At 51.1% G+C, this 21,869-nt stretch carries 27 protein-coding genes and 1 pseudogene; 19 read left to right on the top strand and 9 right to left on the bottom strand.

Translation table 11 applies throughout. The annotated features are described in order from the left end of the window. Positions 1–477: 477 nt before the first annotated feature. Positions 478–1,182 (top strand): trehalose operon repressor, encoded by a 705-nt coding sequence (gene treR, locus ACYVSB_RS04770; protein WP_461218629.1) that lies wholly within the window; start codon positions 478–480, stop codon positions 1,180–1,182. Here treR and ACYVSB_RS04765 read toward each other — a convergent pair. Then, positions 1,176–1,373 (bottom strand): hypothetical protein, encoded by a 198-nt coding sequence (locus ACYVSB_RS04765; RefSeq protein ID WP_125599457.1) that lies wholly within the window; start codon positions 1,371–1,373, stop codon positions 1,176–1,178. The genes treR and ACYVSB_RS04765 overlap by 7 nt on opposite strands. A 251-nt stretch (positions 1,374–1,624) precedes the next feature. Between ACYVSB_RS04765 and ACYVSB_RS04760 the strand changes: the two genes are divergently transcribed. The 4 genes from ACYVSB_RS04760 to ACYVSB_RS04745 are packed head-to-tail and all read left to right on the top strand — an operon-like array spanning position 1,625 to position 6,414. Next, positions 1,625–2,059: a hypothetical protein gene (locus ACYVSB_RS04760; RefSeq protein WP_125599460.1), complete on the top strand. Its 435-nt coding sequence runs from the start codon at positions 1,625–1,627 to the stop codon at positions 2,057–2,059. Continuing rightward, positions 2,046–2,537, top strand: coding sequence for a PTS sugar transporter subunit IIA (locus tag ACYVSB_RS04755; protein WP_125599463.1), 492 nt, complete (start codon positions 2,046–2,048; stop codon positions 2,535–2,537). Before ACYVSB_RS04760 ends, ACYVSB_RS04755 begins: the two co-directional genes overlap by 14 nt. Before the next feature lie 24 nt (positions 2,538–2,561). Next, positions 2,562–4,067, top strand: a complete 1,506-nt coding sequence (locus tag ACYVSB_RS04750; protein WP_461218628.1) for a PTS transporter subunit EIIC — start codon at positions 2,562–2,564, stop codon at positions 4,065–4,067. 10 nt (positions 4,068–4,077) lie between these two features. After that, on the top strand, positions 4,078–6,414 hold the full coding sequence (locus tag ACYVSB_RS04745; protein ID WP_461218627.1) for a glycoside hydrolase family 65 protein: 2,337 nt from the start codon (positions 4,078–4,080) through the stop codon (positions 6,412–6,414). On the opposite strand, the gene ACYVSB_RS04740 is transcribed toward ACYVSB_RS04745, so the two are convergent. Next, complete coding sequence (locus ACYVSB_RS04740; protein ID WP_125599472.1) at positions 6,411–6,701, bottom strand: hypothetical protein; 291 nt, start codon at positions 6,699–6,701, stop codon at positions 6,411–6,413. The two genes, ACYVSB_RS04745 and ACYVSB_RS04740, sit on opposite strands and share 4 nt — an antisense overlap. 320 nt (positions 6,702–7,021) lie before the next feature. Here ACYVSB_RS04740 and ACYVSB_RS04735 point away from each other — a divergent pair, with 320 nt between their 5' ends. After that, the gene (locus tag ACYVSB_RS04735; RefSeq protein WP_461218626.1) at positions 7,022–7,210 is read left to right on the top strand and encodes a hypothetical protein; all 189 of its coding nucleotides are present in this window, start codon (positions 7,022–7,024) and stop codon (positions 7,208–7,210) included. A 65-nt stretch (positions 7,211–7,275) separates the two neighbouring features. Here the strand turns inward: ACYVSB_RS04735 and ACYVSB_RS04730 are convergent, their stop codons facing one another. Then, complete coding sequence (locus tag ACYVSB_RS04730; protein ID WP_461218625.1) at positions 7,276–7,920, bottom strand: TetR/AcrR family transcriptional regulator; 645 nt, start codon at positions 7,918–7,920, stop codon at positions 7,276–7,278. A gap of 96 nt (positions 7,921–8,016) precedes the next feature. Between ACYVSB_RS04730 and ACYVSB_RS04725 the strand changes: the two genes are divergently transcribed. The 4 genes from ACYVSB_RS04725 to ACYVSB_RS04710 all read left to right on the top strand — a co-directional run bounded on the left by ACYVSB_RS04725 (position 8,017) and on the right by ACYVSB_RS04710 (position 10,265). After that, positions 8,017–9,021 (top strand): NAD-dependent epimerase/dehydratase family protein, encoded by a 1,005-nt coding sequence (locus tag ACYVSB_RS04725; RefSeq protein WP_461218624.1) that lies wholly within the window; start codon positions 8,017–8,019, stop codon positions 9,019–9,021. Positions 9,022–9,103: 82 nt separating this feature from the next. Beyond that, positions 9,104–9,370, top strand: a complete 267-nt coding sequence (locus tag ACYVSB_RS04720; RefSeq protein WP_125599485.1) for a hypothetical protein — start codon at positions 9,104–9,106, stop codon at positions 9,368–9,370. 139 nt (positions 9,371–9,509) lie between these two features. Further along, a complete protein-coding gene (locus tag ACYVSB_RS04715) occupies positions 9,510–9,653 on the top strand; it encodes a hypothetical protein (RefSeq protein WP_461218623.1) in 144 nt (47 codons plus the stop codon). Between the two features lie 231 nt (positions 9,654–9,884). Further along, positions 9,885–10,265: a hypothetical protein gene (locus ACYVSB_RS04710; protein ID WP_461218622.1), complete on the top strand. Its 381-nt coding sequence runs from the start codon at positions 9,885–9,887 to the stop codon at positions 10,263–10,265. Here the strand turns inward: ACYVSB_RS04710 and ACYVSB_RS04705 are convergent. Further along, positions 10,162–10,902, bottom strand: a complete 741-nt coding sequence (locus tag ACYVSB_RS04705; RefSeq protein WP_461218621.1) for a hypothetical protein — start codon at positions 10,900–10,902, stop codon at positions 10,162–10,164. The genes ACYVSB_RS04710 and ACYVSB_RS04705 overlap by 104 nt on opposite strands. 481 nt (positions 10,903–11,383) lie before the next feature. On the opposite strand from ACYVSB_RS04705, the gene ACYVSB_RS04700 reads away from it, so the two are divergent. Then, a complete protein-coding gene (locus ACYVSB_RS04700) occupies positions 11,384–11,875 on the top strand; it encodes a nucleoside deaminase (protein ID WP_461218743.1) in 492 nt (163 codons plus the stop codon). Between the two features lie 344 nt (positions 11,876–12,219). Here ACYVSB_RS04700 and ACYVSB_RS04695 read toward each other — a convergent pair whose 3' ends face one another. Then, positions 12,220–12,570 (bottom strand): helix-turn-helix domain-containing protein, encoded by a 351-nt coding sequence (locus ACYVSB_RS04695; RefSeq protein WP_125601662.1) that lies wholly within the window; start codon positions 12,568–12,570, stop codon positions 12,220–12,222. A gap of 385 nt (positions 12,571–12,955) precedes the next feature. Between ACYVSB_RS04695 and ACYVSB_RS04690 the strand changes: the two genes are divergently transcribed. Continuing rightward, positions 12,956–14,332: a hypothetical protein gene (locus tag ACYVSB_RS04690; protein ID WP_461218620.1), complete on the top strand. Its 1,377-nt coding sequence runs from the start codon at positions 12,956–12,958 to the stop codon at positions 14,330–14,332. 59 nt (positions 14,333–14,391) lie between these two features. Here the strand turns inward: ACYVSB_RS04690 and ACYVSB_RS04685 are convergent, their stop codons facing one another. Together ACYVSB_RS04685 and ACYVSB_RS04680 are read right to left on the bottom strand one after the other, a co-directional pair. Next, positions 14,392–14,553, bottom strand: coding sequence for a hypothetical protein (locus ACYVSB_RS04685; RefSeq protein WP_461218619.1), 162 nt, complete (start codon positions 14,551–14,553; stop codon positions 14,392–14,394). Between the two features lie 193 nt (positions 14,554–14,746). After that, on the bottom strand, positions 14,747–14,908 hold the full coding sequence (locus ACYVSB_RS04680) for a hypothetical protein (protein ID WP_461218619.1): 162 nt from the start codon (positions 14,906–14,908) through the stop codon (positions 14,747–14,749). Between the two features lie 314 nt (positions 14,909–15,222). On the opposite strand from ACYVSB_RS04680, the gene ACYVSB_RS04675 reads away from it, so the two are divergent. Then, positions 15,223–15,492 (top strand): hypothetical protein, encoded by a 270-nt coding sequence (locus ACYVSB_RS04675; protein WP_461218618.1) that lies wholly within the window; start codon positions 15,223–15,225, stop codon positions 15,490–15,492. Here the strand turns inward: ACYVSB_RS04675 and ACYVSB_RS04670 are convergent. Continuing rightward, on the bottom strand, positions 15,451–16,515 hold the full coding sequence (locus ACYVSB_RS04670; RefSeq protein WP_461218617.1) for a hypothetical protein: 1,065 nt from the start codon (positions 16,513–16,515) through the stop codon (positions 15,451–15,453). The two genes, ACYVSB_RS04675 and ACYVSB_RS04670, sit on opposite strands and share 42 nt — an antisense overlap. A 187-nt stretch (positions 16,516–16,702) precedes the next feature. Between ACYVSB_RS04670 and ACYVSB_RS04665 the strand changes: the two genes are divergently transcribed. Both ACYVSB_RS04665 and ACYVSB_RS04660 read left to right on the top strand, forming a co-directional pair. Further along, complete coding sequence (locus tag ACYVSB_RS04665; protein ID WP_461218616.1) at positions 16,703–17,008, top strand: hypothetical protein; 306 nt, start codon at positions 16,703–16,705, stop codon at positions 17,006–17,008. A 51-nt stretch (positions 17,009–17,059) separates the two neighbouring features. Continuing rightward, positions 17,060–18,313, top strand: a complete 1,254-nt coding sequence (locus tag ACYVSB_RS04660) for a hypothetical protein (protein WP_461218615.1) — start codon at positions 17,060–17,062, stop codon at positions 18,311–18,313. A gap of 807 nt (positions 18,314–19,120) precedes the next feature. On the opposite strand, the gene ACYVSB_RS04655 is transcribed toward ACYVSB_RS04660, so the two are convergent. After that, a complete protein-coding gene (locus ACYVSB_RS04655) occupies positions 19,121–19,246 on the bottom strand; it encodes a hypothetical protein (protein WP_263853223.1) in 126 nt (41 codons plus the stop codon). Positions 19,247–19,545: 299 nt separating this feature from the next. Between ACYVSB_RS04655 and ACYVSB_RS04650 the strand changes: the two are divergent. The 4 genes and pseudogenes from ACYVSB_RS04650 to ACYVSB_RS04635 form a co-directional block, all read left to right on the top strand. Then, a pseudogene (locus ACYVSB_RS04650) lies at positions 19,546–19,752 on the top strand (peptide-methionine (R)-S-oxide reductase); the annotation flags it as partial. Between the two features lie 344 nt (positions 19,753–20,096). Continuing rightward, positions 20,097–20,405, top strand: coding sequence for an ATP-binding cassette domain-containing protein (locus tag ACYVSB_RS04645; RefSeq protein ID WP_461218614.1), 309 nt, complete (start codon positions 20,097–20,099; stop codon positions 20,403–20,405). Continuing rightward, the gene (locus ACYVSB_RS04640; protein ID WP_461218613.1) at positions 20,405–21,085 is read left to right on the top strand and encodes an ATP-binding cassette domain-containing protein; all 681 of its coding nucleotides are present in this window, start codon (positions 20,405–20,407) and stop codon (positions 21,083–21,085) included. The genes ACYVSB_RS04645 and ACYVSB_RS04640 overlap by 1 nt, the downstream gene beginning before the upstream one ends. A gap of 1 nt (position 21,086) precedes the next feature. Beyond that, on the top strand, positions 21,087–21,869 hold the full coding sequence (locus ACYVSB_RS04635) for an ABC-2 family transporter protein (protein ID WP_461218612.1): 783 nt from the start codon (positions 21,087–21,089) through the stop codon (positions 21,867–21,869).

Below are 21,869 nucleotides of genomic sequence, written 5' to 3'. Positions count from 1 at the left end.
TCAGTGTAAGCGTTAAAAAAGACGAATAGACAGCTTCGTGATATAATCAACTTACCAATTGGCAGTTAGATAGTTCTGAAAATAAGGATCTGCTCGCGTTTGATCGGTGAAATAAATCAAGTCACTGCCAAATGGTAATTCGATTTTGCAGTGCTCGTCAGTAAACGAGCTTGACGTGATGATGTTTGGTTAGGATCAATTTTGTTCGATGCCTAAATTTTTTCAGTTTAGGCATTTTCTTATGTAGTTTTTGTAAGCGCTTTAAGTATCGATTGGGGGATCGATTTGGTAATTGTAGTCGGGGGGAGCCGTTTTACAAGGATTGGGGAGTAAGTCAGCGAAAAAAGTTGTCTACTCAAAATTTGTTTAAACAACAATGGTTGGCGCCAACTTGTCTAGTTTTTCCGCAACGGAGGCAAGCCGCAATCATGTAAGCGATTTTTCCCTGTGCTAGGATAAGCTCGGGGGTCGGGGAAGATGAAAAAATATTTACAGATCTACCATGATTTACTCACAGATATTCAAAACAAGAAGTTTAAGAAAGGGGACTTGCTGCCAAGTGATCAGAAATTAGTGATGCGTTATCATGTTTCGCGGGAGACGGTGCGTAAAGCGGTCCGTTTGTTGGCGAATGAAGGCTACATTCAGACGATTCGGGGGAAGGGTAGTCTGATTCTCAGTACCGAGAAATTAATGTTTCCGTTCTCGTCGATTGAAAGTTACCACGAATTAGTCGCGCAGAATCATTTACACTCGACCAATGATTTGGTTTCGATTCGCGATCACGTCGCGGTGCCAGTGGAATTGCTCAATGGCGCGCCGGCCTTGACGACACAGTTGATCGTGCGCAAACGGGTGGTTGATGAAGTACCGGTGATTTTGGATTACGATTACATTAATGAAGCGATCGTGCCGGAAGTGCCGGCGACCGTGGCGCAACGCTCGTTGTTCGATTACTTCGAATCGACCTTGCACTTGAAAATCGATTATGCGATCAAGCATATCGCAATCGAACCGGCGGAATACGACGATTGTGTGTATCTGGGGATCAATCAAAGTGTGCCGGTGTTGGTGGTGCGCAGCGAAACGCATTTGTCGGATAACCGGGTGTTGTCTTATACGGAGTCGCGGCATCGCGCGGACAAGTTCAGTAGTTTGGAATTTGCCCGGCGTCATCAGTGAAAAACCGGTTGATTGGTGATGCTGGATTTGATTGCGGGTTTTGGTGGGTGTTGCGCGTGAGCGCAACCGGTTCGGGCCATTTGTGCGGCTGGAACGCAGTGGGCATCGTTTGAAGCCAATCCGCAAAAAGCGCGGCTTGTCTTCAAATCGAGCCTTGTCCTAAGCGGCGGAGCCGCAAAGGACAATTTCACTGCTGAGCCGCATGGCCCGAACCGGTTGCTGAACAGAATTGCGCTGATCTGCAATCGAAGTTGGGTATTTGACGAAGTGCTTTTGCAAGCTAGAGGTCAAACAATTGCCCACTTTTGAGGTGGTACGGCAACGCCAACGGATTTGGTTGAATCGGTCGGCTACTTTGCTGAGGTTGCCCGATTTTACCTGCTTCCTTAGACAATCTTTCGGTGAAGGCCAACGGATTTGACTGATTTGTCCAGAACTTGTCTTGGTTTATCAGGCAAATTATTCTGGTGTCGCCAATCTCACGCTGGTGACCACTAACCACGGTCATCAATTGCGTGGTTCCCCATCAATTGACGATAGCTTGCCAAATGGCGTGAGTGCTCAAGCGCCTATTAAAACGTTGAGCGGCTGGAGCGGAGCGATTCGGGGTGAGATCGCCGTGAAATTGACCTTAGCGGTTTACCGCTTAGGTCAAGGCTCAGCTTTGAGATTTTCGGTGCATTTCCGAAAAGCTCAAAGTGACGCCCACAGCGAGCTCACCCCGAATCGCGCAGCGCAAGCTGCGGCCAATCTACTTTTAACCAGCTTCAAGCTATCTCAACCAAAGTTGCCAAGGGTCATTTTGTCGCAGGGGGTCAAATTCGTTGGTACCATGCTTCAGGATCAAAATGGGGGGATTCAAAATGTTACACCTTAAGAGAAAAGAACTTGTGCACACCGACAATATCTTCGCGCCGGTCAGCGGCCAAGTGATCGAACTGAGCACCGTTTCCGACCCGGTGTTCGCGCAGAAAATGATGGGCGAAGGCTTCGCCATCATGCCTGACGCGGACGAGTCGGCGGTGGTCGCGCCGGTCAGTGGCGAAGTGATGATCGCGCAAGGTCACGCCCTGGGGATTCGGCGTGATGACGGCCTAGAATTCCTGGTGCACGTGGGGATCGATACTGTCGGGTTGAAGGGGGCACCGTTCAAGGTTCATGTTAAGCAGGGCAAGCAAGTCGCCAGTGGGGATAAGGTCGTTTCGGTGGACTGGAGTCAAATCGAAGCGGCGCAACTGGATCAAACGGTGATGGTTTTGATCACCAATTCCCAGTCGAATCTGGCGGCGCTTGATGTCGATTATCAACATGTTGGTCTTGGCGACTTGCTGGGCAAAGCAAGCGCGAAGGCTTAGTCACAGTCATAGGGGGAAAAGAAAATGGCTCAAGACTATACGCAATTGGCCACCGACATTATTAAATATGTTGGTGGGCCAAGTAATGTCAACAAAGTGATCCATTGTATCTCACGGTTGCGTTTTTACCTGAAGGACGAGACCAAGGCGGACAACGCCAAATTGACCAATTTGAATGGGGTCGCGGGGGCGATCTATAACGCTGGCTTGGGGCAATATCAAGTGGTGATCGGCCCGGCCGTCGAAGATGTTTACGACGCGGTGGTCGCCCAACTTGGTGATGATGTGGTTGACGACGCGGCGACGCGGGAAATTGTCGAAGCCACGCAAGCTCAGGCGAAGGCAGCCCGGCCAACCAATCTTTGGGGCTGGATCGTTCGCGGCTTCCAGTTGTTGATCGGCACGATCACTGGCTCGATGATCCCGATCATTGGCCTGTTAGCCGCTTCAGGTATCTTAAAAGGGTTTTTGACATTATTTACTTCTAATCTGCACTGGATCGACACCAAGTCGACAACGTTCGTTATTATCAATGCCATGGGCGATTCGACCTTCTACTTCCTGCCGATCCTCGTCGGTTACACCGCGGCGAAACAACTCCATTCCGAGCCGATCACCGTGGCGGCCATCGCGGGAGTGCTGGTCCATCCGTCCATCGCGGCGTTATGGGCAGCGCCAACTAAGGGCATGGCAACATTATTGGGGATTCCGCTGAACGCCACCTTCTTCGGGCTGCCGATCCACATTCCCCAATACACCTACTCGATTTTCCCAATTATTTTCGCGGCGTGGCTGGCGCGACCAGTGGGCAATTGGCTGAAAAAAGTCCTGCCACTGAGTTTGCGTTCGATTTTCCAACCGTTGTTCACCTTGTTCATTGTGGCCAGCGTGGTCTTAGTCTTGATGGGACCGGTTATTTCGATGATTTCGGCGGGCTTTGCGGCGGTGATCAACTTCTTGGTAACGGCCAACGAAGCCATCGCGGGGCTGGTGCTAGGTGGTTTCTACCAAACTTTGGTTATTTTCGGCTTGCACTGGATGATCGTTCCGATTGTGTCCAACGACATTGCCATGACCGGGCATTCGGTTTTGAACGGCTTGATCAACTTCACCATGATCGCGCAAGCGGCTGGAGCTTTGGCGGTTTGGGCGAAATCCAAACGCGCTGACATCAAAGGCTTGGCCATGGCCGGCGCTTTATCCGGTTTTGCGGGCGTGACCGAACCGGCGATGTATGGGATCAACTTGAAATATGGCCACGTCTTCTGGATGTCCAGCATCGGGAGCGCGGTGGGCTGTTTCGTCGCCGGCTTGTTCCATATCGATATGTTCGGCTTCTCCGGCTCGCTGATCGGCTTCCCATCCTTCTTCTCGGCGCAAAATCCGAATAATATCTGGATCTACTTGATTGCGTCGGTGATCACCATCGTTGTTTCCTTCACCTGCGTTTACCTTTGGGGCTTCAGTGATGCTGACTTAGATAAAGTCAAGGGTGCGCAAAAGAAGAATGTTTTCAAACCGGCAGAATAAGGAGCTTAAAATGATTACAGATTGGCAAATCGAGTATCAGAATATTCCCAATGGACCGCGTTCTTACGGTCAGGAATCGATCTTAACGTTGGGCAATGGTTACTTGGGTTGGCGCGGCGCACCGGTGCTGGCTCAATATAGCGACGACCATTATCCGGGCTTGTACGTGGCGGGGATCTTCAATCAAACCACCACGCAGGTCAATCATCGCGATATCGTTAACGAGGACATGGTCAATTTGCCCAATCCCCAGCTGATCCGGCTGTTCATCGATCATCAACCGTTGACCGGTGACTATGATCAGCGCTGCTCCTGTTTGAATATGGATCGGGGCAATCTGACCGAGCACTTCGAATACGCGTTACCTCAAGGTCGGTTGTTCGTGGACACCTTGAAGGTGGTCGATCCGGTCCATTATCATTGTTTCGCGGAAAAAATCAGTTTTCATCTGGACTTTGGGGCTCAGGTGACGATCGAAGGGGTGGTTGACGGGCTGATCCAGAATCAGAACGTGGCCCGTTATCGCGAGTTCAATAGCCAAGAGTTCAAAATCACCAAAGTCGGCGAGCATATGTTACAAGCGCGGACACTGAAATCAGAATTAGATCTGGTAGTCGGGGCGCGCACGACCAGTAAACAGGCGACTTTTACCACGACGTATCCGGAACATTCGGTGATTGACCAAACGGTGGTTTCCTTGGATGCCGGCGAAGAATTCACCTTTGAGCGGACGATGGTCGTGGCCACCAGTTATGAAACCACCGATCCGGTGGCGGAAGTTCAGGCGGAATTGGCGCGCAGTAGTTTCGACCGGGTGCAAACGACCAGTCAAGCGCATTGGCGGGAATTCTGGCGGCGCGCCGATGTTCAAATCGAAAATGATGACCCCGATCTGCAACGCTTGGTGCGGATGAACGTCTTCCACTTACATCAAGCGGCGCAACATTTGGCGAATCAAGATCTGGACGCGTCGGTGGGTTCCCGGGCGCTGACTGGCGAGGGTTATCGCGGGCATATTTTCTGGGATGAATTGTTCTTGATCCCCTATTACGCGGAAATGGACCCGGACACCGCCTATGATATTCTGCAATACCGGCTGAAACGTCTGGAAGCCGCCCGCAAAAACGCCCATGCCCAACACGAGGTGGGGGCGCTGTACCCGTGGCAATCGGCGATGTACGGCGATGAACAGTCCCAAGTGATCCATCTCAATCCGATCACCCACCGCTGGTACCAAGACAATTCCCGGCTCCAACGCCACATTTCCTTGGCGGTCGTTTATAACATTTGGTATTACACCCAAGTCACCGGGCGTTACGACCTGCTCAACGACGGCGGGTTGAAGGTGTTGCTGGAAACTAGCAAGTTCTGGCTGAGTAAGGTGACCTATGACGGCGAACGCTACCATTTAAGTGGCGTCATGGGGCCCGACGAATTCCACGAAGGCTACCCCGGCGCCAGTTCACCTGGCGTCAACGACAATGCCTACACCAACATTATGCTGGTGTGGTCCTTGAATTGGCTCTCGGAGTTGCGCCATCACCCCGAAGTGGATTTCGCGGCCGCGTGTCACGAAACCGACTTCAGCCACCACCTCCTCCAAAAAGCCAGCGACGTGGCCAACAATTTGACCATCTATATTGATGATCAAGGCGTGATCGAACAGTACCAGCACTATCTGGCTTTGAAGGAACTGGACTTGACCGCTTATCACGAAAAGTACGGTGACATTCACCGAATCGATCGGATCTTGAAATCGGAAGGCAAGTCGCCCAACGACTATCAAGTCAACAAACAGGCGGACACCTTAATGGCCGTGTACAATCTCGGTGAGAAAATGATGCATCAACTGGTCAACCAACTGGGATATCGGTTACCGCGCAACTGGCTTCGCCGCAATCGCGACTACTATTTGGCCCGCACCGTTCACGGCTCCACCGTTTCCCGCCCCGTCTTCGCCAGCGTTGACGTGATCCTCGGCGAATTGGACCACGCCGTAGAAAACCTCGTCACCGCCATCCGCTCCGATTACGATGACATCCAAGGCGGCACCACCGCCGAGGGCATCCACACCGGCGTCATGGGCGGCACGCTAGCGGTGATCGAGCACGCCTTTGCTGGGATCAAGTATTTTGAAGGTCAGGTGATCATCGAACCGCAGATTCCGCGATCATGGCGGCGCTTGAGTTTCCAGCAACGATTCCGGGATACTTGGCTAAGTTTCAACTTCCAGAACAGCAAATTAACGTTAACGACCGATCACGATCTTTGCGTGATCGTCCAGGAGAATCGGATCCATCTGACCGCGGGCCGTCCCGCACAGATCGTCCTGAATCCCCGTTTCTAGGAAAAAAGACGTCGGCGCTTGTTGGCCGACGTCTTTTTGATTTGCCTAAAGCCAGGAGCAGCGCTCCCGGCTTTTTTGTGGTTGATTGATTTAGGCGTTTGGTTTCTATTCTTGATCTTTCGCTTGATTGCGGGTGTGGGTGGGTGTTGCGCGTGAGCGCAACCGGGTCGGGCCATTTGTGCGGCTGGAACGCAGTGGGCATCGTTTTGAGCCAATCCGCAAAACCCGCGGCTTGTCTCAAAATCGAGCCTTATTCTAAGCGGCAAAGCCGCAAAGAATAATTTCACTGCTGAGCCGCATGGCCCGACCCGGTTGCTAGGCAGAATTGAGCCTATCCGCAATCGAAGTGGAATATCTGACGAAGTGGTTTTGCAAGTAAGAGGTCAAACAATCGTCCACTTTTGGGGTGGTACAGCAATGCCAACGGATTCGGATTGGGAGGTCGGGACACTTTACGTAGACCGAACGTCTCTACTTGTTTCTTTAACAATCCCTGTTTAGAACCCGACCGATTTAGCTGATTCATCAAGAACTTGCCTGAGTTCATCAGATAAACTGTACTGGTGTCACCAATTTAAAGCTGGTAACCACTAACCACGGCCGTCAATTGCGGGGTTCCCCATCAATTGACCATAGCTGGCTAGCTGGCGGGAGTGCTCAAACGGCTGTTATAACGTTGAGCGGCTGGAGCGGAGAAATTCGGGGTGAGATCGCCGTGAAATTGGTCTTAGTGGCTATGCCACTTAGACCAAGGCTCAGCTTTGAGATTCGCGTGGTTTTGCGAAGCTCAAAGTGACGCCCACAGCGAGCTCACCCCGAATTTCGCAGCGCAAGCTGCGGACACACTATAAACCTTCATGCTCACCCGATCAGCGAGTAAGTCGCGCGAAACTCGGCCATGATTTTATCGATCAGAGGTTGCACCGTGCTCAATTCCAGTTGACTTTTAGCAGTGGGCGTCAGAAATCCCAGCAACTGCAACGTGAACAGCTCATTCAGATAGGCCTCGGCCTGCCCGATCTCGATCTCCTTCTGGCGAACGGCCGCTAAGATGGCCTGGATTCCCGTCCGATTTTGGAAAAGTAAAAAATCAGGGCGAAATTGCTTGTCGATGAAATCACGGTTCTGAGCGCGGCGATAATAGCGTTCCAGATCGGTGAAGTAGCGATCGTAAGCGGCCACAAATTCGGCGTAGTGTTGGGGATAATAACGCTGCAACTCGCCGGTGAAAGTGGCGGTGGTTGAGCCGAACAATAAGAGGGTATTCACCAAAGTGGCGGGGTAGTCGGCTGGCTGGAAGCGCGCTGGGACCGGGTGGCTCTGGATGAAATTTAGATGGCGGTCAACCACGGCGGCGACGATTTCGTCCTTGTTTTTGAAATAAATGTACAGGGTGGCGCGGCTTACGTTGATGGCTTGGGCAAGTTTGGCCATCGATAAAGTTTGGAAGCCGTTGATCAAAACTACGTGGTTCAAGCGGATAGCGAGTTCTTCTTTAGTATTCATTAGATTATTCCTCCCAGAAATATTATAAACCATATTTACAAATTAGACAATATGATGTATTATTTGTCTAATTTAAAAATAAAGAGGTAAATCATTATGAAAAAAGTAGTTGTTACCGGTGGCTCTGGTTTTGTGGCCAGTTGGGTGATCAAGGATTTTCTGGATCATGGGTATCAAGTTGCGACCAGTGTGCGCTCATTGGCCAAGGCTGATTCAATTAGACACGAACTAAAACAGCAGGTTGCGCCGGACGCCATTGCCCGCCTGTCGTTTTTTGAAGCGGATTTGACCCGAATCGAGGGTTGGCATGAGGGCATCAAAGGCAGTGCCGGGGTCATTCACGTGGCGTCACCCTTGGGCCACGGCACCGAAACGGCCGCGGAGTTAGTCAACATCTCAAAGAATGGGGCCTTGAATGTGTTGCGCGCGGCCAAGGACGTTGGGGTCAACCGAATCATCATGACCAGCTCTGAGGCCGCTTCGACGCCGACAACTGGTAGCACGGCTTTATTGGATGAATCCTTTTGGACGGACGTCAACAACCCTGATTTGGATCCCTATCGCATTTCGAAAGTGGCCTCTGAACAAGCCGCTTGGACTTTTGCCCAAGAAAATAACCTGGAATTGACCACAATTTTGCCTGGCGCGATCTTTGGCCCAGCCATGAGCGAAATGGCGATGAGCTCCAATGAAATCCTATTGCGTCTCTTGCAAGGGCAACCGGCGCTTCCTCGCGTTCCCATGGAGATCAGTGATGTGCGCGATCTGGCCACGTTGCATCGCCTAGCATTCGAGCGCGATAACGCCCGGGGCAAGCGCTATTTGGCGGCTTCACAGGAACTGACCATGGCAGACATTGCCACACTTTATCAGACCAACTTCCCCGAGCTGAAAATCAAAGTGCGGGTATTGCCCAACTGGGTCACCAAAACCGCCGCGAAATTTGTTCCCAGTTTGCGCACGCTAGTTCCCATGCTCGATCGCCGCGCGCGACATTCCACCCAGGCGGCGGAATCTGAACTGGGCTGGACGCAGTATTCGCCTGAACAGACCGTGCTTGATGCGGCCAAGGCGTTGTTCGCGCTGGGTCTGGTGCAGTAAAAAACACACCGCTGTGGTGTGTTTTGAGTTAATTTGAAAAGGTGGATTTCTCTTTCTGAACCTGCGCTTGATGGCAGATGTGGTGGGTGTTGCGCGTGAGCGCAACCGGCTGGGACTGCTGTTGCGGACTGGAACGTGGTGGGCGTCGTTTGAAGCCAATCCGCAAAGTGCGCGGCTTGTCTTCAAATCGAGCCTTGTCCTAAGCGGCAAAGCCGCCAAGGACAATTTCACCACTGAGCCGCGCAGTCCCAGCCGGTTGCTGAACAGAATTGAGCCTATCTGCAATCAAGGCGAAGGATTTAACGAAGTGGTTTTGCAAGCTAGAGGTCAAACAATCACCCGCTTTTAAGGTGGTACTGCAATGCCAACGGATTCCGAAAGTCTGGGATCGGTTCTTGAACCTGCGCTTGATTGCAGGTGTGGTGGGTTTGGGTGGTGACGCAACCGCCTCAGGACGTTTGTCGTGGCTGGAACGCGGTGGGCGTCGTTTGAAGCCAATTCCAAAAGCGGGAATTGGCTTCAAATCGAGCCTTGTCCTAAGCGGCAGAGCCGCAAAGGACAATTTCACCGCTGAGCCACACGTCCTGAGGCGGTTGCTGAACCGAATCGAGCTCATCTGCAATCGAAGTTGAGTATCCAACGAAGTGATTTTGCAAGATCGAGGTCAAACAATCGCCCTTTGTGGGGTGGTACAGCAACATCAACTGAATTGTATCAAGAGGTTGGAACACTTTACGTAGACCGAACGTCTCTACTTGTTTTCTTAACAATCCCTGTTTAGAAACCGACCGATTCAGCTGATTCATCAAGCGCTTGCTTCGGTTCATCAGGCAGACTGCGTTGGTGTCACCAATTTAAAGCTGGTGACCACTAACCACGGTCGTCAATTGCGTGGTCCCACATCAATTGGTGATAGCTTGCCAGCTGGCGTGAGTGCTCAAACGACTGTTATAACGTTGAGCGGCTGGAGCGGAGAAATTCGGGGTGAGATCGCCGTGAAATTGTCCTTAGCGGCTTTGCCGCTTAGGACAAGGCATGATTTTGAGACAAGCCGCGCACTTTGCGGATTGGCTCAAAACAGCGCCCACAGCGAGCTCACCCCGAATTTCGCAGCGCAAGCTGCGGCCAATCTACTTAAGATCAGTCATTACCGAAATTGTTCGGATCAGGAACCGGCAACCATTTATGCGTCGTTTCGAAGTAAAACCCGATCCGCGGCGCGTCCGGACCACTGGCAACCTTGATCGGCCCAGAAAAGGAAGTGCTGGCGATCGGGAAAATCGTTGATTGCGACACCACATCGTCCGCGGTCAAATGCCGATCGAAATACTCATGGGCCAAGACCAAGGCGAATTTAAGCAAATGATCCTCAGATAAAACCACATGTTGTTGCGGATCCGTTTCAAATAAATTCTGATCGTAGTCAAGATGTTCCGCAGCCACCAAGTGATTACTCTTATATTCCAAGGCGCCGCGCCCGCCGATCAGCAGGTAACAAAGATTGTTGGTAGAATCGGTCGCTTCGATCAGCCGCACCGTGTGTAACGGGATCTCATTACCGACACCATCAAGAAATTCAGCGCCTTCCGCCATGATCACCAGTGGCTTTTTCATGGTTTGTTCAAGGAAGAGGCGGGCCTGTTTATTCGAGGAAGAATAGAGGGTCGCCTCGTACTTGAAGGTATCGCGAAATAGGAGCTCGCCATTCTTCTCCCGCGCCTGGTTGAACCGGCGAATGGTCAGCGGTAGGGGATATAGTTGAAAAATATCAAAGTTCATATCTTCAGGATTAGCGTTGACGAAAGCGCCGCTAAGATAGTGGCCCCGATGGAAACTATAAGCGGACCGTTCGGCGACAAAATAGTTATTTTCTTGTGGCACAATGATGACTCCTTTCCAATTGACTAACTAGCTAATAGTATACCGCAGAAATGTGCAGAATTATCTTGAAAAATTAGAAAAAACTAATTAGCGGCGCTGCAACAGTCATCAAATTTGTGATTTTTCGGCAAAATCTTAACATTTTTCCTTAAAAAGGCGGGGTTAGTAGGTGTAATTCCCGCCGTTATCAGTTAGAATGTGAGATGGACCCACTTTTCGAAAAAGAGTGCGAGCCGACCCGGTTAGCACGTTTCAAAAAAGAGTGCGGCGCGCGACGGGTTGACTGCGAGCATTAACCTAGCTAGGATTTTGTAGGCTGGTCTTCGCCTCCGGAAGCGTAGCGTAGTTAAGCACAGCAGTCAGTTGCGCGGAGCACGTTTCAAAATCAGAGTGCGGAGAGGAGCGGTCTGCACCTCACAGCACGCTTAAAAAAGAAGGTAAATTTATGAGCGAAGAGCCAAGCAAGTATCAAAGTACACCTATGAGTGCAGAGACAAGCGATTATCAAAGTAAATTCATGCAGATCGCCATTGCGGAGGCGGCCAGCAATGTGACCACTGGCGCCGGCGGTCCGTTCGGGTCAGTGGTGGTCAAAGATGGCCAGATCATCGCCCAAGGACACAACCAGGTGCTGGAAAATAATGATCCCACCGCTCACGGCGAGGTGATGGCGATCCGGGCGGCTTGTCAGGTGCTGGGAACCCATGATCTCAGCGGTTGCCAACTTTACACCAATGCTTATCCTTGCCCGATGTGCTTAAGCGCGATCATTTGGGCCAATATCAAAACCACTTATTACGGCAATAACGCCCAAGACGCGGCGGCGATCGGCTTCCGTGACGACTATATCTACGATTATATCCAAGGTGGTTGCACCGACGTGACCGTCTTGAAACTGGAACAGCACGATCGCGCGCAAACCATCGTGCCTTTCAACGCTTTCGCGGATTCCGCCACGAAACAGTTGTACTGAGTTAAGCCAAACGAATCAATTAAGTTACCTGATGCCAGTTAGTGTCCAACTAACGGCGATCAAACCTCCTAAGTTACCTGAATGGGTTACGTGGGAGGTTTTTTAGGGCAATCAGAGGATCAGTGGTCCAAAATTAGCAGAAAAATCGATAGGAAAGAAGTTGGGCAGCACAGAATCGGACATCATCGTAGCAAGCGGCCGAACCGAGTTGCATTGAAGCAAGCGGCACAGACCGAACGGCATCGAAGCAAGAGGCCCGGACCAAACGGCACAGAACCGAGCGGCACAGAATCCGCAATGCAAAAAAGACCCGTCGCACCAGGGTCGGTCGGGGGTCTGTGTGTCTATGATTCAGGTGATTCTGGCTTGCCATGATGCGTGGCTTCGGCCAGGTCGATCACGCTTTCGATGATCGCCAACACTTCGTCAGGTTGGTCCAACAAAGCCAAGCGGCTGAGAACCACCGTGGTCCGATCGGAACTATCGCCAAACGAGAAGAAAGTTGGATAGTCAATGTCCAGTGCCGTGACGATTTTCTCCAGTGTGTTAACGGTGAGATTGGCGCGCTGGCCCCGCTCGATCCGACCAAACATGGTGGGATCGATGCCCGCTTTCTCGGCCAATTTCTCTTGAGTGAGTCCTTGGCTGATGCGCAAGTCATGGATCCGCCCCGCAATTTCTTTACCAAATGCCATCTAATGCCCCCTTGCAGTCTAGGATACCTAAAGTGTAAAGGAACAAGCGGGTAACTATCAGGCTTTAAAAGTCATCATATGTCTATCAAAGTGACTAAAAAGTATACAAGCGTGCTTTGTAATTATTGGAGCTAAAGGGGTGTCAAGCCTTGTCCAACATGAACTTGACCGCTTATCCGCAGCGACAGTCGCGGTAACAGAAAAAACAAAATGTTCGGCTTTTATCGCCTGAGAAAAATTTATTAACGACCGTGACCTTGATCTGATCTCGTCAAGGGGTCGTCGGGCGGATCCGGCGGCAAGGGTTTCGCTTTGAACTATCTGGAAATCAGCTTATAATCAAAGCAGAAAAAAACTGTCAGCTTCACAGCTCAGGAGGTTCATTTTGATCAATATCGCCCAACTCAAGCAAACGAGCGCTCGTTTCTCCGCGCTTTTTCTCAAGATCACCAGCTTCACCGTGAACACGCTACCTTATTTACTGTTGCCGCAATTGATCTTGCGCAACAATATCGTGATCCTTAACGCCTTGCCTTATGTGCTGTTTTATACGTTTCGGCGGACGACCTTGTTCCTCTTTCGCGGCTATCATCCGAAGGCGGAACGGCTAGCGACGTGGGGACTGAGCGCGGCGACCCTAGGCTGCTTGTTGGGACTGTTTGGCGGCTGGAATCCATTGTTTTGGGACTTGGCCGGGGTCGGCGTGGGGATCGCGGCGGCGTTATTGCCGCCAGCGGTGCGTGTTTTCAACCAACGGGGGCAAACGGCGGCACTGCCAAAAATCAAATTCAGTGCCTTGTACCAATATGGCGCGCTGTTGTTGTTGCTGGGCTTGATCCAGCTGGACGGCGGCCGCCTGATCGTTTGGTCGTTCGGCGGCATGTTGCTTTATGTCGGCTTAGGCTGGGTCGGGCTGTGGGCCAGTCCTTTACGGCAACCTTTAGCGCCGGTGGTTTGGCGGGATGTCAAGTTGCTCGGGCTCAATCTGTTGTTGACGGCGGCGATCTTCTTGAGCCTGATCAATCTGCGGTTGGCCCGGAATGAAGGCACGCTACAGTCACTTTTGCGGGGCTTGACTGTTTTGGCGATCGTCTTGCCGATCGCGCTGCTGATTTTCTCTTGGCGGTTGGCCCGGGGCAACGGCCGTCTGACTTGGACGATCCGCGCCCGCGGGTTCCTGCGCGGTCTCTGTATTGATTTCGTGGCCGTTTACGGGACGATTTACGTTTTCGTGATTTTAGGCAGCGGCTTTTATGTATGGGTCATCCTGATGTACGTGGTGGCCATGGCGATTGGCGCGCCGCTACTGAAATTCCTCCACGCCAAAATCCCCCAAATTAGTGTGGCCGACTTTAATCTGCTCTTGCTGGCGCTAGGGTTGGTGTTGACCTTCTGGCAACCTGTTTACTTGGTGGGTATCCTGTGCTTGCGGATCGTGGTCGGTGAATTGAATCGCGAAGTGTTGGCGGAATTAGATGGCGAAACGCCACTGACCACTGATGAAGAATTCTTGGTCGCACCGCGGCTTTTAGCGTTAGGCGGGCTGTTCTTCCAAATGTTGTTGTGGTTGGTGATGATGCTCGTCGCGCAAGTTCGCGGGATCAAGTTGGCCGGGCTCTTGACTTCCTATGCCCACAAAACGGTCTCGGCGAATTTCAGCGGGCTGATCGGCACGGTACACGGGGTGATGGGTCTGATCGTACTGGGCGCGGCGCTGATCGTTTACCTGATCCAACGGCGACAAGCAAAAGCGGGGCGCTAGCTTAAAGTATGATGCCCGCAGCTTGCGCTGCGAAATTCGGGGTGAGCTCGCTGTGGGCGTCACTTTGAGCTTTTCGGAAAACCACCGAAAATCTCAAAGCTGAGCCTTGGTCTAAGTGGCAGAGCCACTAAGACCAATTTCACGGCGATCTCACCCCGAATTTCTCCGCTCCAGCCGCTCAACGTTTTAACAGCCGGTTGAGCACTCACGCCAGCTGGCAAGCTATCGCCAATTGATGGGGAGCCACGTAATGGACGGCCGTGGTTAGTGGTTACTAGCTTTAAATTGGCGACACCAGGACAGTCTGTCTGATGAACTAAAGCAAGCTCTTGATGAATCAGCTAGGTCGGCGAACACGTTTCAATGATGCCCGCGGCTTGCGCTGCGAAATTCGGGGTGAGATCGCTGTGGGCGTCACTTTGAGCTTTTCGGAAAACCACCGAAAATCTCAAAGCTGAGCCTTGGTCTAAGTGGCAGAGCCACTAAGACCAATTTCACGGCGATCTCACCCCGAATTTCTCCGCTCCAGCCGCTCAACGTTTTAACAGCCGGTTGAGCACTCACGCCAGCTGGCAAGTTATGGTCAATTGATGGGGATCCACGTAATTAACGACCGTGGTTAGTGGTTACAAGCTTTAAATTGGTGACACCGGGACAGTCTGTCTGATGAACTGTGACAGAATCTTGGTGAATCAGCAGAATCGGTCTGTTTCCACACATGGATTGATTACGGAAACGAGTAGAAATGTTCTGCCTACGCAAAGTGTTCCGACTTTCTAATCCCAATCCGTTGGCATTGCCGTACCATCAAAAAAGTGGGGATTGTTTGACCTTCTGCTTGCAAAAGCACTTCGTCAAATCCTTCGCCCCTATTGCAGATAGGTTCAATTTTGCCTAGCAACCGGCTGGGACTGCGCGGCTCAGTGGTGAAATTGTCCTTGGCGGCTTTGCCGCTTAGGACAAGGCTCGATTTTGAGACAAGCCGCGAACTTTGCGGATTGGCTCAAAACGATGCCCACCACGTTCCAGTCCGCAACAGCAGTCCCAGCCGGTTGCGCCCCCACCCAAACCCAGCAAACCTGCAATCAAGCCAAGCAAATAAAACCGGACACGTCGAGTTAGCCAACGTGTCCGGTTTTATTTTGACCGCGGTAGAATAGGCTGAACCACAAGAGCCCCAGTAGCAACAAACATATCAACACGCCACCGCTCCCGGCGGCGAAGCTTGGACACTGCCGCAACCAATTCAGCGGGTTGATGCCGGTTTGTAGCTGAGGGATTTTAGCAGTCAGAGTTAGGGCGCTGGCGGTGATTCCGCCGACGAACAGCAGTTGCGCTGGCGCTGACCAGTGGCGCAGCGTCAGCCAGACCAGGATTTGCGCGGCGATCAGTGTCAATAAGAGGAGTCCCAGCAGTAGCCAAAGCAGGCGGGGAAGTAGGGTGCTGCCGTCAAGCAATGGATAGCGCCAACTGCTGGGCAGCCGGGGTTGCAGCAGGCTTTCGCCGAGCGTCCAACTAAGCAGGCCGGCGCTAACCAGCCCCAACAGCAGATCGGCGCTGATTTGCATGGTTTCCAGTCCTAAGAAGCGGGCGAATAACAAGCTGCGCCGGCGCGTATTGAGCAGCACGAGGGTGAAGCTAGGACGTTGCAATTGCGCCCATAGTGGCAAAATCAGGCCTAGCACCAGCGTTAGCGTCAATAAAGGCCGCGCCAATCCTTGGAAAATTGCCAAAATACCATTAGGATAGCGGGTTGTTTTGATCAGATCTTCTTGGCCCCAGCCTTGCTCAAGCAATCGATGATCCTGCCACTGTTGCTGGCGGCTGGTTGTGGCTGGCGCGCTTAGCAGCCACTGGTGATAATCGTGTTGGTAGCGCCGGGCGGCGGCGATCTTGGCCTGCTCATGGCGGAGAAAAGCCAGTTGGTCCTGATCTTTCAGGGCACCTAGTTGTTGACTGGCGGCGCTGGTGATCACGCCCAGTCGTTCGAGCTGTCGTGGCGCCATCTGGCCTTTGCGCCCATTCGTTTCCAAATCCGCCAGGCGCAGGCTTTCCTTAGCCAGGCTTGTTTGCAATTCGGTTCGATAGTTGGTCATTTGCGCCGAATTACTGGCGAACAACGCCCCAGTCAAAATCAGCACCAGCAGTCCCCGCAACAGCCATAAATAGTGGCCATTTAGCATTTTGCTTAATTGTTTGATCGCCCACGCCTCCGTTTATCAATGGATAATGTGATGTTGAACATATTGGAAATATGTATAGCGCTTACTTTGCCTTTAAATAAGCGTTTCGCGGATTGATTATCTTTCTTCCTGGTGGTAACATTATTCTATAGGTAACTAATGTTTTTATATGTGGAGGGATGTTACTATGAAGAAAATTTCAACTGGATTGCTTTCTATTGCGGTGGCTTTAACGTTTTCCGGGATAGTTTCTAATGTAGAGGGTGGTGGTCATAGTCAAGAAGTTCAAGCTGCCACTAAGAGTTATGATACAGTGTTTGTTCCTAGTATTCAATTTCAATTTAATTCATATCCACCAACATATTATAAAAAAGGTAGCGTTTTTTATGATGGGTTGTGGGGCACTTTTACGGGCACAAGAATGGGGAGCGTTCAGGCATTGGGTGACGGCAAATATGTTGGAACTTATACTGGGAGTCTTGCAGTGAATTAGCTGATAGACTTATCTCTGAAGTAAACTTGAGCGTATCAAGCAGGAATAGGGGTGTTGATAATCAACAGTCAAACCCAGGCGTATCACCAACTCCAATGGCGTTTGCTGCGGCGTCGTTGGCCTTTTTTGGGCATTTTCTTAGGATTACTGCTCTTATTGTGGTTCGGTTTGGCGCAGCAGCAGCGGCAACAGCGGCAATATGTGCAAGCCTATCAGCAACATTTGGTCAAGAATAGCCAACGGTTTACTAAATTGTTTGGCGCCGACAGCGAAGAAACTCTGGGCTTTAACTTGGAACGCCAAGCCCTCAAACAGCCTCGACGCTATCAACGTCAATACTTGAATAGCTTGGTGCGCACGTTCGGAACGGCGGCGCAGGTGGCCCAATTGCCCCAGCAAGTTCCCTTCGCTGCCGTGATTCCGGGCAATCGGCAGGATGGGTCGGTTTTTTATAAAGCGCAGGAAGTGGATCTGACCATTCGGGAGTTGAGCTTGGTGCAGCGGCAAGGACTGACGCCGTTTTATCCGGCGCGGATCTTGAACCATGAAACGACGAAACAGAACTTCCTCGGCACCGAAGCGCAATACCAGCAGTATGGGCCGCGTTTTGGCCGCCGATTCTACACCAATGGTTGGTACTATTTACAATATCAGTTGCGCCAGCCGCTCGCCATCGCCCTGGTGGTGAGCTGTTTGTTGCTGTTCAGCTTGGACTTCCCCAGCTCCCTACGGAAAAAAGCCGCGGGTAGTCATTGGCTACAATTACAACAGTTGTCACCTCAATATCAATACTTCAGTAATTTCGCCGTGAAGGCCGTGGCGGCGTTGGTCACACTGGCGCTGTTCTTCGCTGGATTCATGGTTGGCAGCTTGCTTTTCGGAACGCCAGGCAGCCTTGGTTATCCTATTCTTGTTTGGCAAACCGCCAAACGCTTCAGCTTCATGCCCTTGTGGCAAAATATTCTCCTGAAATTCGGTTGGCTTTATTTGTTGACCCTTTGCGCGTTCGCTTTGGCGCAATTAGTGGCGCTGATCAGTCATTCCGGGCTGCTCAGCTTTTTTGGCACCAGCTTGATCTGCGTGCTGAGTCTTGTACTGCCAGCTGTTTGGTGGTCACCGCTGAGCTACTTCGATCTTAATGGCGCGGCGGATCGTTATTTGTCTGTGACCATGGGCCAGGGTGGTCCTTTGCTGACAACGCTGGTGCTGCTGGGGTGGCTGACGTTGCTGCTTGGCGCGGGCGCTTTGGTGTTATGGTGGCCAACGCGCGCTCGGCGAGTGGTTGGCGCTGAGCTGCAGGACTGACGATTTCTGTTGGCCGAAGTTCTGGCAATAGTAATTTGGCCGCGGCTTGCGCTACGAAATTCGGGGTGAGCTCGCTGTGGGCGCTGTTTTGAGCCAATCCGCAAAGTACGCGGCTTGTCTCAAAATCAGGCCTTGGTCTAAGTGGCAGAGCCACTAAGACCAATTGGTTCTTTCTAAACTTTGGCGAAAACGCGATCAGCGCTGATATAGCAGCTTTCAAGACGACGAATAAATACTCCAACTAAATTAATTGGAGCGATAGGAAATAAATGGCCGCATCAAGCCAACCTATTATCTAATGTTGAGTGTTGCAATTTCTCAAATTTCGGAAGCAAGACTCTCGATTATCAAGAAATTTTAAGGCCATTCGCCAAACGTTAGAAAGAACCGACCAATTTCACGGCGATCTCACCCCGAATTTCTCCGCTCCAGCCGCTCAACGTTATAACAGCCGTCTGAGCACTCACGCCATTTTGCAAGCTATCGCCGATTGATGGGGAGCCACGGAATCAACGACCGTGGTTAGTGGTTACAAGCTTTAAATTGGTGACACCAGGACAGTCTGTCTGATGAACTAAGGCAAGTTTTGGATGAATCAACTGAATCAGTCAGTTTCCACCTATGGATTGTTATGGAAACGAATAGCGATGTTCGGACTACGCAAAACGTCCCGACTTCTGATCCAAATCCGTTGGCCTTGCCGTACCATCAAAAAAGTGGGGATTGTTTGACCTTCTACTTGCAAAAGCACTTCGTCAAATTCTTCGCCCCTATTGCAGATAGGTTCAATTCTGCCTAGCAACCGCCTCAGGACGTGTGGCTCAGCGGTGAGATTATTCTTAGCGATTTATCGCTTAGAATAAGGCTCGATTTGAAGACAAGCCGCGCACTTTGCGGATTGGCTTCAAACGATGCCCACCGCGTTCCAGCCACGACAAACGTCCTGAGGCGGTTGCGTCACCACCCAAAACCAGCCAACCAGCAATCAAGCGGACAATCAAGAATAGGAACCGGTCGTTTCCAATCAATTCAAACGATGCCCACCACGTTCCAGTCCGCAACAGCAGTCCCAGCCGGTTGCGCTTCTGCGCAACACCCTACACACCTGCAATTAATCCGCGTAAACAATTTCGATTGAAGGTCCACCACGGTAAGCAGAATAGTTGTCATCTCTCTCCGGCAAGCTACAATTAGATTGTCAACAATCTAATTGCCTGTTAGGAGTGAGCCTTATGCGAGAAACAACAGAATCTGCCGCCGATTTGAAACGGCGGCTGACCGCCGAACAATATGCGGTCACCCAAAAAGCGGCCACAGAAGCGCCTTTCAGTGGTCAATATGATCAATTTTTCGAACCGGGGATTTATGTGGACGTGGTCAGTGGCCAACCTTTGTTCAGCTCCACGAATAAATATGACGCTGGTTGCGGCTGGCCTTCATTACAATTTTGGGCGGGAAACCTCTGGCTTTAGTCAGAGGTTTCCCGCCCAAAATTGTAATGAGATGGAAAGATGACTGGGATTGATTACGGCGATTAATAGAAAATTTAGAAAATTTCAAATCAATCGCATCATTCTATAATTTTCCACGGCGAAACGCCTTGCCGCTTTTAACTATAAGTGATATATATATGCATTTACTTATATAATATAGGACATTGACGTGTTAGTCTGCGTAATAATCCAATATAACAACCAGTTCTTAGATTGTTATCATTTAACAGATTTATCTCATTTTAGCGATTCAGTCTGGTCCTGATCAAGTCTATTGAAGTTGGTGAAACATGGAAAATGAATTAATTACAGTCAAACAGGTGACGATGAATTATCGGGTTCGTGAGGCGGATCAATCGAGAAATAAACTGAGTAATTTCCTTCATCCCAGTTATCGAACGATCAATGCGCTAGCAAACATCAATTTTCAGGTGCGCGCCGGCGATGTTCTCGGTTATGTTGGTGAGAACGGGGCGGGGAAATCCACCACGATCAAGATTCTCCTGGGTATCTTGCGCAAAACATCCGGTTCGGTAACTGTCTTGGGCCATGACCCCATGGCTGAACGGAAAAAATCGCCCACCGCGTCGGCACGCTAATGGGGCAAAAATCCCAGCTTTGGTGGGAATTACCTTTGCAGGATTCGTTTTACTTTCTTCAAAAAATGTATCAGCGGACCGCTCACGCGGATCAAATATGGCTGGCTGAATTAGTTGAGCGGCTACAGGTTGGCTCATTTCTCAAGCAACCGGTGCGGGAATTGTCTTTGGGCCAGCGGATGCGCGGCGAGTTCATCGCGGCGTTGCTCCATCAGCCAGAAATTGTTTTTCTGGATGAACCGACCTTGGGGCTGGATGTCGCGACCAGGGCCGCTGTTTTGGACTTGTTGCTCCAGATCAATCGGGAGCAGCGGACCACGATTTTGTATACGTCCCACGAAATGGCCGATGTGGAGAAAATCGCGAATCGCTTATTATTGTTGGAGCAAGGTCAGGTCGGGTATGACGGTGATTTGGATCGCTTTAAAGATCAATACGCGGCTTACCAGCGGGTGGCGGTCCAAGGGGTCACGGATTTGAAAACCATTCCCGGGGTCACGATTTATCAACGCAACAACACGAACATCATTTGCTTGCTTGATCAGCGCTTGATCACGACGGCCGCCTTTATTCAGCAGGTCCCTTTGTTAACGCAACAAGCGGTCAAAGGGATCACCGTTTTACCCAATGATCTGGAAATGATCTTACTGTTGCGCGCCCAGCGGAAAGGGGGCGCTTGAAGTGATTCTTGCCTATATTTCTTGTCAATTCAAACGCCAAAGCTACTATTATTTCGACACGATCATGACGGTCGTAGGGGCGTTATTAGCGGCGGGCATTCAATATTTCGTCTGGACTTCCACGCAAAAAACGGGCAATATCAGTTTGGCGGCCAGTGAAATGATTTCCAGCTACGCGATTTTGGCGACCGCCTACACGATCCTGATGCCCGCCGCCGAGATCGCGAAAACGATCGCCTATCAAGTCAAAAAAGGCACGATCATTTATGATTTTGTGCGGCCGCTTGATTATTGGAAGAACATCTTTTTCACGCAGTTGGGTAAATCCCTGTACTTGACCCTGTTCACCATTTTCCCGCTGATCCTGATTTATATTTTCGTGTTCAAGATCAACTTCATGGTCGCCAAGGATTTCGGGGCCGTCTTTTTGACGCTGCTTGTCTTGTTGCTGGGATACTTGTTGTCCTTTGTGATGGGCTTTCTGCTCGGTATTCTCTCCTTTGTCACCTTCCGCAACGGCGGCATGCTGTCGCTTTATACGGGGCTGGTCATGATTTTCGGCGGAGGGATGTTACCGATCACGATCTATCCCCACTGGTTGGCGGCGGTGGCCAAGGTCACCCCCTTTTATGCGATGCAGGGGCTACCGTTACTGACGTTGACGATGTCTGAGATCAGTTGGCGGCAGTTATACCCGCAGCTGGCCTGGTTGCTGATCTTGATCCTGATCACGACGCAGGTCTACAGCAAAATGCGCGCGCACATTGAAATCGCGGGAGGCTAG

The organism is Lapidilactobacillus salsurivasis, assembly GCF_054785215.1.
Note: the sequence above shows the minus strand (reverse complement) of the source record. Positions and strands in the feature narration are given on the sequence as shown.

Excerpts from the sequence above, each read along its gene's own strand:
- ACYVSB_RS04695 (WP_125601662.1), bottom strand. The coding sequence starts at position 12,570 with ATGGCATTTGGTAAAGAAATTGCGGGGCGGATCCATGACTTGCGCATC.
- ACYVSB_RS04725 (WP_461218624.1), top strand. The coding sequence starts at position 8,017 with ATGAAAAAAGTAGTTGTTACCGGTGGCTCTGGTTTTGTGGCCAGTTGG.
- ACYVSB_RS04750 (WP_461218628.1), top strand. The coding sequence starts at position 2,562 with ATGGCTCAAGACTATACGCAATTGGCCACCGACATTATTAAATATGTT.
- ACYVSB_RS04745 (WP_461218627.1), top strand. The coding sequence starts at position 4,078 with ATGATTACAGATTGGCAAATCGAGTATCAGAATATTCCCAATGGACCG.
- ACYVSB_RS04755 (WP_125599463.1), top strand. The coding sequence starts at position 2,046 with ATGTTACACCTTAAGAGAAAAGAACTTGTGCACACCGACAATATCTTC.
- ACYVSB_RS04665 (WP_461218616.1), top strand. The coding sequence starts at position 16,703 with ATGAAGAAAATTTCAACTGGATTGCTTTCTATTGCGGTGGCTTTAACG.
- treR (WP_461218629.1), top strand. The coding sequence starts at position 478 with ATGAAAAAATATTTACAGATCTACCATGATTTACTCACAGATATTCAA.
- ACYVSB_RS04645 (WP_461218614.1), top strand. The coding sequence starts at position 20,097 with ATGGAAAATGAATTAATTACAGTCAAACAGGTGACGATGAATTATCGG.
- ACYVSB_RS04700 (WP_461218743.1), top strand. The coding sequence starts at position 11,384 with ATGAGTGCAGAGACAAGCGATTATCAAAGTAAATTCATGCAGATCGCC.
- ACYVSB_RS04640 (WP_461218613.1), top strand. The coding sequence starts at position 20,405 with ATGGGGCAAAAATCCCAGCTTTGGTGGGAATTACCTTTGCAGGATTCG.
- ACYVSB_RS04730 (WP_461218625.1), bottom strand. The coding sequence starts at position 7,920 with ATGAATACTAAAGAAGAACTCGCTATCCGCTTGAACCACGTAGTTTTG.
- ACYVSB_RS04670 (WP_461218617.1), bottom strand. The coding sequence starts at position 16,515 with ATGCTAAATGGCCACTATTTATGGCTGTTGCGGGGACTGCTGGTGCTG.